The sequence below is a fragment of the Shimia sp. genome (assembly GCF_041624275.1).
Taxonomy (GTDB): domain Bacteria; phylum Pseudomonadota; class Alphaproteobacteria; order Rhodobacterales; family Rhodobacteraceae; genus Shimia.
In genome coordinates, this window is record NZ_JBFJVE010000091.1 from 1 (window position 1) to 11,651 (window position 11,651).

An 11,651-nucleotide genomic window follows, 5' to 3' on the forward strand; every position below is an offset into this window, starting at 1 on the left:
GACGCGGTGGCCATGTCGGGTGGCTGGTCGCCGGTGGTGCACCTGTGGTCGCATTGCGGCGGCAAGCGGACCTGGGACGAGACCCAGGCGCATTTCCGCCCCGATCCGGCGCGCGCCCCCACCAACCAGAATGGCGCGGGCTTTGTGGTCACCGCCGGCGCCGCCAGCGGGCCTCTGGACCTGAATGGCGTCGTGTCCGACGCCGCCGCCGCCGGTGCGCAGGCCGCAAGCGCCGCCGGTTTCGAAACCGGTGCCAACGCCCCCGTCAACGTCACCGCAAGCCCCGAAGCGCCGATGCTGCCGGTCTGGCTGATGCCGCAGGGCGCCGGCCCCAAGCTGCGCATCAAGGCCTGGCTCGACTATCAGAACGACGTCAAGGTCTCGGACGTGCGCCTCGCGGCGCAGGAAGGCTATGAAAGCGTCGAGCACACCAAGCGCTACACCACGCTTGGCATGGCCACCGATCAGGGCAAACTCAGCAATATCAACGGCCTGGCAACCCTGGCCGGGCAGCTGAACGCGCCGATCCCGGCGGTGGGCACCACCACCTTCCGCCCGCCCTATACGCCGATCTCTTTCGGTGCCATCGCCGGCGAAGCCCGTGACGCGGTGTTCCAGCCGCTGCGCCGCACGCCGATCCATGGCTATCACGAAGACCAGAAGGCGTTCTTCGAGCCCGTCGGTCAGTGGCGCCGCCCCTATTGCTTCCCGCGCAGGGGCGAAAGCCACGCCGAGGCGGTCAGCCGCGAAATCCGGCAGACCCGCGCCAGCGTCGGCCTGCTCGATGCCTCGACCCTGGGCAAGATCATCGTCAAGGGCCCGGATGCGGGCAGGTTCCTCGACATGCTCTACACCAACATGATGTCCAACCTGAAGCCGGGCAAATGCCGCTATGGTCTGATGTGTAACGAGAACGGTTTCCTCAGCGATGACGGCGTGGTGGCGCGCATCGACGAAGACACCTTCCTGTGCCACACCACCACCGGCGGCGCCGAGCGCATCCATGGCTGGATGGAAGACTGGCTGCAATGCGAATGGTGGGACTGGAAAGTCTTTACCGCCAATGTGACCGAGCAATATGCCCAGATCGCCGTGGTGGGCCCCAATGCCCGCAAGGTGATCGAAAAGCTTGGCGGAGACATGGATGTCTCGAAAGAGGGCCTGGCCTTCATGGAGTGGAAGGACGGCAAGATCGGCAATTTCGATGCCCGCGCCTACCGGATCTCCTTCTCGGGCGAGCTGTCTTACGAGATCGCCGTGCCGGCCAGCCAGGGCCGCGCCTTCTGGGATGCGCTGATGGCGGCGGGGGAAGAGTTTGGCATCATGCCTTACGGCACCGAAGCGCTGCACGTGATGCGGGCCGAAAAGGGCTTTATCATGATCGGCGACGAGACCGACGGCACCATCATTCCGCAGGATCTCGGGCTCAACTGGGCGATCTCCAAGAAGAAGGAAGACTTTCTTGGCAAGCGCGCCCAGCAGCGCGCCCATATGACCGACCCCAACCGCTGGAAGCTGGTGGGCCTCAAGACCCTCGACGGATCGGTGATCCCGGATGGCTCCTATGCGATTGCCGAGGGCAGCAATGCCAACGGCCAGCGCAATACCCAGGGCCGTGTGACCTCGACCTATTACTCGCCGACGCTCGACTGCGGCATCGCCATGGGGCTGGTGCACAATGGCCCCGACCGCATGGGCGAGGTGATCGAGTTCAACAAGGTCGACGGCAGCACCGTCAAGGCCGAGATCGTCGATCCGGTGTTCTATGACAAGGAAGGGGAGAAGCAGAATGTCTGATGCGGTAAGCGCCCTCGAAAACGCCACTTTCACCGGCTTTGCCTCGGTGTCCGAGACCGGTCTGCGCGGCATGATCACGCTGCGCGGTGACCTGGCTTCGGGGCCGCTCAAGGCCGCCGTCAAGGCCGCCATCGGCGCCGAGGTGCCGGGGCAGCGCCGGATCGCGCGCGGGACCACCGGCGATGCCGCCTGGATGTCGCCGGACGAGCTGCTGATTCTTTGCGACTATGCGGGCTCGGCCGAGATTCTGGCGGTGCTGAACGACAAGCTGGCCGGGGAACACGCGCTGGCGGTCGTGGTCTCGGATGCCCGTGCCGCGTTCCGCATCGACGGCGAGGCGGCGCGCGAAGTGCTGGCCAAGGTCGCGCCGGTGGATCTTTCGCCCGAGGCTTTCGGCGCCGATGATTTCCGCCGCTCGCGCATTGCCCAGGTGGCGGCGGCCTTCTGGATGAACGCGGACGGCAGTTTCGAACTGGTCTGCTTCCGCTCGGTGGCGCAATACGTGTTCGATGTCCTCAAGGCCTCGGCACAGCCCGGCGGCAAGGTCGGTTTCCTCGCCTGAACGCCCAATAACCACGACCGGCGACCCACCCCCGAGGTCGCCGGCCCCTTTTCCTCCCCAATCCCCCTTTCGCGCCGCCGGACCTGTCCGCGGCGCATTTTTTTGCGATCGCCGGGGGGCGGGGCCTGCGCGTTTCGGCAGCCGGCGGCAAGGGTGCAAAGCAATGACGCAGATCATGGTTGCCAAGACAATAAATGGCGTGTTTTTGGCGGTTTGCTCTTGACCTCGGCGGTGGGCTGGCCCCATCTCTGGGGGCAGAGAACGCTCGAACAGAAAAACAAGAAAGGGGCCCGACCATGGCTTTTGAACTTCCCGATCTTCCCTATGCACATGACGCGCTGGCCGATCTCGGCATGTCTGCCGAAACGCTGGAATATCACCACGATCTGCACCACAACGCCTATGTGACCAACGGCAATGCGGCCATCGCCGGCACCGAATGGGAAGGCAAGTCGCTGGAAGAGATCATCACCGGCACCTATGACGCCAATGCCGTCGCCCAGAACGGTATTTTCAACAACATTTCGCAGCTGTGGAACCACAACCAGTTCTGGGAAATGATGGGTCCGGGCGCAAGCGCGATGCCGGGCGAGCTGGAAAAGGCGCTGGTCGAGAATTTCGGGTCGGTTGACGAATTCAAATCGCAGTTCTCGGCGGCGGGCGCCGGACAGTTCGGTTCGGGCTGGTGCTGGCTGGTGAAGAACGCCGACGGATCGCTGGCGGTCACCAAGACCGAGAACGGTGTCAACCCGCTGTGCTTCGGGCAGACCGCGCTGCTGGGCTGCGACGTGTGGGAACACTCTTATTACATCGACTTCCGCAACAAGCGCCCGGCCTATCTGTCGAACTTCCTCGACAAGCTGGTCAACTGGGAAAACGTCGCTTCGCGGATGTGATCGCAGACCGCAGGATTTCGGAAAACCCCGTGCATTTGGCGCGGGGTTTTTTGTTTTTCGGATATTTCAACTGAGCCGTAAATAATCTCATATCAATGGCTTAACCTGTGTTTCTCGGGTGATGCCGCAGGTCGCAGAGCGGCGGATTGCCCGGCCGTGCAGGCCCGGCACTTGTATTTGACGATCACCCGCGTCATCACTTGCGGGTGGCATTCGGAGCATTCCCATGAGCGATACGCAAAAAGGCATTCTGGCCATGGTCATGGCCTGCACGATCTGGGGCTTTGCGGCGCTCTACTGGAAGCTTCTGGCGCATCTGCCGCCGCTCGAGGTGCTGGCGCATCGCAGCTTCTGGTCGGCGGTGACCTTTGTGGCGGTTCTGGCCGTTCAGCGCCGCCTGTCGCATGTGCGGGCCGCCCTCGGTTCGCCGCGCGACGCGGTGTTGATCTTCTGTGCCTCGCTGATGATCTCGCTCAACTGGTTCGTCTTCATCTGGGCGGTGGGCAGCGGTCAGGCGACCGAGGCCAGCCTCGGCTATTTCCTGTTCCCGCTGGTCGCGGTGCTGGCCGGGCGGCTGCTGTTCGCCGAAAGCCTCGCGCCGCTGCAATGGCTCGCCGTGGCGCTGGCCGCCTGCGCCGTGACCCTGCTGACGCTGGGTCTGGGGGTGCCGCCCTGGATCGCGCTGGTGCTGGCCGCCAGTTTCGGTGCCTATGGCATCCTCAAGAAACGTCTTGATGTCGGGCCGGTGGTCTCGGTCACTGCCGAGGTGCTGCTGATCGCGCCGCTGGCGCTGGCGGTGATCCTGACGGATACCCAGAGCACCGGGGTGCTGGGCAACAGCGGCCGCGACGCCGCCCTGTTGCTGTTCGCCGGGGTGCTGACGGCAACGCCGCTGATCCTGTTTTCCTATGCCGCGCGGCGGGTGTCGCTGTCGACGGTGGGGGTGTTGCAGTATCTCAATCCCAGCCTGCAGTTCTTCTGCGCCGTGGTGCTGCTTGGCGAGCCGCTGGGGTTCTGGCACGCCGTCAGTTTCCCGGTCATCTGGGTCGCGCTGATCGTCTACAGCTATGCCTCGTGGCGGCGCGAGAAATCCGCCACCAGGGCCGCCTCAAGCGTCTCCACGTCGCCGACCACCTGAACGAAGTCCAAAAGCGAGTCATCGGCGAACCCCTGGTCGATCACATGCCGGACCAGCGCCATCAGCGGCGCCCAATAGGCCTCGATGCTGACCAGATAGATCGGCTTGTCATGCAGCCCCAGCTGGCGCCATGTCAGCACCTCGAAGAACTCGTCCAGCGACCCGGCGCCGCCGGGCAGCACCACGATGGCGTCGGAATTCATGAACATGACCTTCTTGCGTTCATGCATGTTCTCGGTCACCACGTAGCGGGTCAGGTCGGTCTTGCCGACCTCCCATTTGACCAGGTGATCGGGGATCACGCCGAAGGTGTCGCCCCCCTGATCCTGGGTTGCGTTGGCCACCGCGCCCATCAGCCCGACATCGCCGGCGCCATAGACCAGCCGCCAGCCCCGCGCCGCCATCAGCGCCCCCAGTTGCCGGGCCGCCGCGTCATAGGCGGGGTTTTGTCCCGAACGTGAGCCGCAAAAGACACAGATTGATGGCTGTGGCATGGATTTCCCCAATATCTTCAAAGCGCTTTTGACCAGTGTTAGCGGTGTTGATATGGTCTCTCAACCGTTAAGACCGGCGGAAATGGGGAAAAGCTGCCATGAGCAAATCTGCGTCCTTCCTGGGTGGGAACGCTGTCGTCATAGGGGGCGGGGCCGTTGTTGTCATCGCCATAGTCGTCGCCTTGGCCACCGGGCTGTTTCGCGGCTCTGAACCAGAGCCGGCGCCGCCGCCGGACGCCGCCGCGCCGCAACAGGCCGAAGCGCCGACCGTGGCCCCGGCTGCCGACCCCGCCGCCGACCCCGCCGCCGACCCCGGAGCGACGCCCGACAGCGCGCAGCCGGCGCCGGTCGGACCGGGTTTCGACATCGTGCGCATCGAACCCGACGGCCGCACGCTGGTCGCCGGCAGCGGCGCTGCCGGGGCGGTGCTGGCGATCCTGCTCGACGGGCAGGAGATCGCGACCACCACCATCGACGGGGCGGGGAAATTCGTTGCCTTTCTCGATATTCCGCCCAGCGACGCGCCGCGCGTGATGAGCCTGCTCCAGCGTGGCGGCACGGTCGAGCTTGCCTCTGATGCAACGGTGATCATCGCGCCGACACCGGCCGCCGAATTGCTGGCCGAGGCCGCGACCGGCGACAGCCCGGCCGAAGGCGCGCCGGGAACGGAAGCGACCATCGTCGCCGGTGACGATCAGCCGGAACCGACAGCGGCGGACAGCAGCGCGAAAACCCCCGTCGCCGTGGCTCAGACCGACACGGAAGCGGCCAGTGCCGAGGACCAAGCTGCGACCGCAGGAATGGCCGTCGATGAAGACAGCGCGGACGGTGCCGCCCAAACCGAAGCGGTGGCCAGCGCCGCAGAACCGGCCACGGCGCCGACCGTGCTGATGGCCGACAGCGCCGGCGTCACCGTGTTGCAGGCGCCGGGCGACAGCGCCCCCGAGGTGGCCTCGGTGGTGACGCTGGACGCGATCAGCTATACGCCCGAAGGCGATGTCATGCTTTCGGGGCGGTCGGGCCGCGAGGGGTTCGTGCGGATCTATCTCGACAATGCCGCGATCACCACCGCGCCGATCGCGGCGGACGGGAGCTGGCGCAGCAGGCTGCCGGATGTGGCCAGCGGCATCTACACGCTGCGCATCGACGAGGTGAACCCGGCCGGCAAGGTGACCTCGCGCGTTGAGACCCCGTTCAAACGCGAGGCCCGCGAGACCCTGCTTGCCGAGGTGCAGAGCCCGGAACCCTCGGCCGAAACGGCCCCGGCATCGGCCCCGGCGCCGCAGGACCGGGCATCGGAAGAGGCGGACGCAGCGGCACCCCAAGCCGCGCCCGAGCCGGCCACCCAAGCCTTGCCCGAAACCGCCACCGAAACTGCCACCGAAACCGCCACCGAAATCGCCACCGAAATCGCCACCGAAATCGCCACTGTGACCGCCACTGTGACGGAAGCCGAAACGCCGTCTGCAACGTCAGCCGCGCCGGCCCCGCAGGTGACGGCTTCGGCGGATACCGACAGCGCAACCGACAGCGCGACCGACAGCACACCAGTGCCGCGCCCGCCGGCCCGCGTAGTGACCGTTCAGCCCGGCTCGACCCTCTGGGCGATCGCCACCGACCGCTATGGCGAAGGCATCCAGTATGTCCGCGTCTTCGAGGCCAACCGCGACCGCATCCGCGACCCGGACCTGATCTATCCCGGCCAGGTCTTCACCCTGCCGGGCGAGTGATCCGGCAGGGTGCGCCCAAAACTTCGCAGACCCTCTGGTGTTTCGGCCCGACCATGCTTAACTCTGTGCCCGGGAACAGGATGGAAGCATGACGAAATGGCGCACTGCCTCGGCAGAGGAACTGGCACGTAACGAACAGCGCTCGGGCTGGCGGACCATTCGCAAGGTCGCGCCCTATCTCTGGCCCGAGGGGCAGGTCTGGGTGAAATACCGCGTGGTGCTGGCGATGCTGGCGCTGGTGGCGGCCAAGCTGGTCGCCGTGGTCACCCCGGTCATGTACAAGGCCGCCGTCGACACGCTGGCCGGCGAGGGCGTGCCGCCTCTGGCGCTGGGGGCGGTGGGGATCACCGTGGCCTATGGTATGGCGCGGCTGATGAGCAACGGCTTTCAGCAGCTGCGCGATGCGATCTTCGCCCGCGTCGCCCAGCGTGCCCTGCGCCAGCTGGCGCTGGAGACCTTCCACCATATCCACCGCCTGTCGATGCGCTATCACATCACCCGCAAGACCGGCGGGCTGAGCCGCATCATCGAACGCGGCGTCAAGGGGGTGGAGTTCCTGCTGCGCTTCCTGCTGTTCTCGATCGGGCCGCTGATCCTCGAGTTGCTGCTGATCGCCGCGATCCTGTTTTTCCTCTTTGATTTCTGGTACCTGGCGGTGGTCGCAGTGACCATTGCCGCCTATGTCTGGTTCACCTTCAAGGTCACCGAATGGCGGGTCAAGCTGCGCCGCGAGATGAACGACCAGGACACCGATGCCAACCAGAAGGCGATCGACAGCCTGCTCAACTTCGAGACCGTGAAATACTTCGGCGCCGAGGCCCGCGAGGCGGCGCGCTATGACCTGGCGATGGCGGGCTATGAACGGGCCGCGCTGAAGACCTCCTATTCGCTGGCGGCGCTGAATTTCGGCCAGTCCTTCCTGATCACCACCGGCCTGATCATCGTCATGGTGATGGCCGCCATCGGGGTTCAGAACGGCGCCCTGACCGTCGGCGATTTCGTCATGGTCAACGCCTATATGATGCAGATCACCCTGCCGCTGAACTTTCTCGGCACGGTCTATCGCGAGATCCGCCAGAGCCTTGTGGACATGGGCGAGATGTTCGATCTGCTGGAACAGCCGGCCGAGGTTTCGGACCGGCCCGGCGCGCCGGATCTTGCGGTCGAGGGCGGCGCCATCGCACTTGAAGACGTGCATTTCGGCTATGACCCGCAACGCCCGATCCTGCAGGGCGTCAGCCTGAGCGTGCCGGCCGGGCACAATGTCGCCATCGTCGGCGCCTCGGGGTCGGGAAAATCGACCATCGGGCGGCTGCTGTTCCGCTTTTACGACGTCAACGGCGGGGCGCTGAAGATCGACGGTCAGGACGTGCGCGAGGTGACCCAGACCAGCCTGCACGATGCCATCGGCGTGGTGCCGCAGGACACGGTGCTGTTCAACGACACCATCCGCTACAACATCGCCTATGGCCGCGACGGCGCCAGCATGGAGGAGATCGAGGCCGCCGCGCGGGCGGCGCAGATCCACGATTTCATCGTCTCGCTTCCCGAGGGCTATGACACCGCCGTCGGCGAACGCGGGCTGAAACTGTCGGGCGGTGAGAAACAGCGCGTCGGCATCGCCCGCACCCTGCTCAAGAACCCGCCGATCCTGCTCTTGGACGAGGCCACCTCGGCGCTGGACACCGAGACCGAGCAGGAGATCAAGGGCGCGCTGGCGCGGGCCGGCGAGGGGCGCACGGTGATCACCATCGCCCACCGCCTGTCGACCATCGCCGAGGCCGACCGGATCATCGTTCTGGAACAGGGGCGGATCGTCGAAGAGGGCAGCCATGCCGCGCTGCTTGATCTTGGCGGGCGCTATGCCCAGCTCTGGCAGCGCCAGCTTTCGGAAGATGAACTGGCGGCCTGAGCCGCGCGCGATCACTCGGCCGCGCGCAGCCCGTTCTTGCCCGATGGGCGGCTGCCGGGCGAAGGGTGGCCGGCGATCGCATCGGTTGTCGAATCGCTCGTCGTCGGGGTCTCGGGGTCGAGCCAGATCAGCAGCGGGGCGGTGACGCGGCGGGCCTCGGCGCGCAGCTGCCAGTCGCGGGCGGCGCGGCTGCCGCGCCCCAGAGACAGGCGCTTGAGCAGGCCGAAGAACCAGCCGACATAGGTCGAGAACCAGACCCGCAACGCCAGCATCGAGGGCGTGAAGACCAGCGTCAGAACGGTGGCGATGCCAAGCCCGAACACCACCGCCGTGGCCAGCTGTTTCCACCACAGCGAGGTCGGCGAGTCGATCGAATAGCCGCCGTTGACGAAGTCGAGGCTGAGTCCGAACATCATCGGCGCCAGCCCGGCCATGGTGGTGATGGTGGTCAGCAGCACCGGCCGGATGCGGGCCTGCGCGGTGCGCACGATGGCCTCGATGCGCGGCATGTACTGCGAATATTCCTGATAGGTGTCGATCAGCACGATGTTGTTGTTCACCACGATCCCGGCCAGCGCCACGATGCCGGTGCCGGTCATGATGATCGAAAACGCCTGGTCCATCACCAGCATGCCGATCAGCACCCCGGCGACCGACATCACCACGGCGCTGAGCACCAGCGCCGCGTTGTAGACCGAGTTGAACTGGGCCAGCAGGATCACGAACATCAGCCCCAGCGCGCCGGCGAAGGCGCTTTTCAGAAAGGCCTGGCTCTCGGCCTGTTCCTCGCGGTCGCCGGTGAAGCGGGCGGCGACGCTGGCCGGGAAGGGCTTTTCCTGCGCGATCCACTGTTCGAGCTCGCCGATCACGGTGACGTCCGAGGTCTGCTCGTCGACGCCGGCGCGGATCAGGAAATAGCGCTGGCCGTCGCGGCGGTTGATCTCGCCGAGCTTCGGGGCGGCGTGGCGGGTGATGAAGTTCGACAGCGGCACCAGGCCCTTGGTGGTGGTGACCTTGAGGTCGTCCAGTGTCGACAGGCGGCGGTCCTGGGGCGGGAAGCGGACGCGGATGTCGAGCTCCTCGTCGGCATCCGAGGGCCGGTAGGTGTCGAGGATGGCGCCCCGGGTTACCGACTGGACCAGCGGCCCGATGGTGGCGACATCGGCGCCGAAGCGCCCGGCGGCGGCGCGGTCGACGTCGATCTTCCAGTCGATGCCGGGCAGCGGCCGGGTGTCGTCGATGTTGATCAGGCCGGGAGTGGCGGCGAAGCGGGCCCGGGCGATCTGGGCGGCGGCGTTGAGGTCGGCCCAGCTGCTCGAGCGGATCTCGAGCTGGACCGGCTTGCCCTGCTTGGGCCCGTCGGACTGCAGCTTGATCTCGGCCAGCACGCCGGGGATCGCGGTGATGCGGCGCTCGACCTCGGCCAGGACGGCGTCGCCGGAGCCGCGTTCGAACCAGGGCGCGAGCTCGATCTGGACCTGGCCGACCGCGTCGGGCGGGCCCTCCTGGCCGCTGCGGTTCGCGAGGCCGCCGCCGCCGGAGAAGGCGAAGACGGCGGCGACGCCGTTGAGGCCGATCACCTCGGCCTCGACGGCGCGAACCATGCGGTCGCGCTCGGCCAGGCTGAGGTTGCCCCGGGCGCGGACGTAGACGATGGCGCGCTCCGGGTCGGTCTTGACGAAGAATTCGACCCCGGTGTTGTGGGCGCCGTAATAGCTGAAGACGCCGATGATCGCGGCGAGCGCGACCCCGAGCGCCAGGAACGGCCCGAGCGGGTTCAGCACGATGGCGCCGACCAGCTGGCCGAAGGCGCGGCGGCGGTAGGGCCGGGGCGTCCGGGGGGCGGGCGGCGGCTGGCCGAGCATGGCGGCGCGGGCGCCCGCGAGCCAGCGGCTGACGCGGCCGGCGACGCCGCCCAGCACCGGCAGGAAGATCAGCGCCACGATCAGCGAGGCGGTGAGTACGAAGATCAGCGTGACCGGAAGCTGGCCCATGAACTGGCCCGGCATCCCGGGCCAGAACAGCATCGGCAGGAAGGCGCAGAGCGTGGTCGCGGTGGAGGAGGCGATCGGCCAGAACATGCGCTTTGCCGCCTGCGCGTAGGCGGTCATCGGGCCGACACCTTCCGAGATCCGCTTGTCGGCGTATTCGACCACCACGATGGCGCCGTCGACCAGCATGCCGACGGCCAGGATCAGGCCGAACATGGTCATGTTGTTGACGCTCATCCCCAGCGCCGCCATCAGCCCGAAGGAGAGCAGGAACGAGCAGGGGATGGCGATGCCGACCAGGATCGCCGAGCGGAATCCGAGCGCGGCGAGCACCACGATCATCACCAGGATGACGGCGGTCATGACGCTGGATTCGAGCTGGCTGACCATGTCGGTCACGCGCGAGGACTCGTCCATCGACAGGTCGACATTGACCGCCTTGCGCAGCGGCTCGGGCCAGTCGGCGGTCACCCTGGCCACGGCGGCGCGCACCGACCGGACGGTCTCGATGATGTTCTCGCCGATGCGCTTCTTGACCTGGAGCGAGATCGATTTGTCGCCGTTGAAGCGGGCCCGGCCCTCGGCGTCCTCGAAGGTGCGGCGGATGTCGGTCACATCGCCGAGGCGCACCACCCGGTCGCCGTTCACCTTCACCGGCAGATTCTGCACGTCCTCGAGGGTCTCGAAGGATCCCGGCACCGAGACCGAGAAGGCGGCGGTGGCGCTTTCCACCGAGCCGGCCGGGATCAGCTGGTTGTTGCGGTCGAAGACGGTCAGCAGGTCCTGGGCGGTGACGTTGTAGGATTCGAGCTTGAGCGGATCGATCAGCACCTCGACCATCTCGTCGCGGTGGCCGGTCAGTTCGGCCTCGAGCACCGGCGGCAGGCTCTCGATGGCGCGTTGCAGGTCCTTGGCGAGCCGGAGCAGGGTGCGTTCCGGCACGCCGCCGGAGAGCGAGACCACCAGGATCGGGAACTGCGAGAGGTTGATCTCGTTGATGGTCGCGGTCTCGGCGTCGGCGGGGAACTCGGCCTTGGCCTGGTCGACCCTGTCGCGGACTTCGGCCAGGGTCGCCTGCTTGTCCCAGCCGAAATGGAACTCGAGCAGCATTCCGGCGTGGTTTTCCGAGGC

At 66.6% G+C, this 11,651-nt stretch carries 8 protein-coding genes; 6 read left to right on the top strand and 2 right to left on the bottom strand.

What is annotated here, in order from left to right:
- The 4 genes from ABZD10_RS08770 to rarD form a co-directional block, all read left to right on the top strand.
- A partial coding sequence (locus ABZD10_RS08770; RefSeq protein WP_372885866.1) for a glycine cleavage T C-terminal barrel domain-containing protein occupies positions 1–1,797 on the top strand: 1,797 nt, incomplete at its 5' end.
- The gene (locus ABZD10_RS08775) at positions 1,790–2,359 is read left to right on the top strand and encodes a sarcosine oxidase subunit gamma (RefSeq protein ID WP_372885867.1); all 570 of its coding nucleotides are present in this window, start codon (positions 1,790–1,792) and stop codon (positions 2,357–2,359) included. The genes ABZD10_RS08770 and ABZD10_RS08775, both read left to right, overlap by 8 nt.
- 296 nt (positions 2,360–2,655) lie before the next feature.
- Positions 2,656–3,255: a superoxide dismutase gene (locus ABZD10_RS08780; protein ID WP_372885868.1), complete on the top strand. Its 600-nt coding sequence runs from the start codon at positions 2,656–2,658 to the stop codon at positions 3,253–3,255.
- 226 nt (positions 3,256–3,481) lie between these two features.
- The gene (gene rarD, locus ABZD10_RS08785) at positions 3,482–4,393 is read left to right on the top strand and encodes an EamA family transporter RarD (RefSeq protein ID WP_372885870.1); all 912 of its coding nucleotides are present in this window, start codon (positions 3,482–3,484) and stop codon (positions 4,391–4,393) included.
- Here rarD and ABZD10_RS08790 read toward each other — a convergent pair.
- Positions 4,321–4,887, bottom strand: coding sequence for a TIGR00730 family Rossman fold protein (locus ABZD10_RS08790; protein ID WP_372885871.1), 567 nt, complete (start codon positions 4,885–4,887; stop codon positions 4,321–4,323). The genes rarD and ABZD10_RS08790 overlap by 73 nt on opposite strands.
- Before the next feature lie 98 nt (positions 4,888–4,985).
- Here ABZD10_RS08790 and ABZD10_RS08795 point away from each other — a divergent pair, with 98 nt between their 5' ends.
- Both ABZD10_RS08795 and ABZD10_RS08800 read left to right on the top strand, forming a co-directional pair.
- Entirely contained in the window at positions 4,986–6,617 is a 1,632-nt protein-coding gene (locus tag ABZD10_RS08795) for a LysM peptidoglycan-binding domain-containing protein (RefSeq protein ID WP_372885873.1), read from the top strand.
- An 88-nt stretch (positions 6,618–6,705) separates the two neighbouring features.
- Positions 6,706–8,529: an ABC transporter ATP-binding protein/permease gene (locus ABZD10_RS08800; protein ID WP_372885874.1), complete on the top strand. Its 1,824-nt coding sequence runs from the start codon at positions 6,706–6,708 to the stop codon at positions 8,527–8,529.
- Positions 8,530–8,540: 11 nt separating this feature from the next.
- Here the strand turns inward: ABZD10_RS08800 and ABZD10_RS08805 are convergent.
- Positions 8,541–11,651: efflux RND transporter permease subunit (locus tag ABZD10_RS08805; protein WP_372885876.1), on the bottom strand; the 3,111-nt coding region annotated here is incomplete at its 5' end.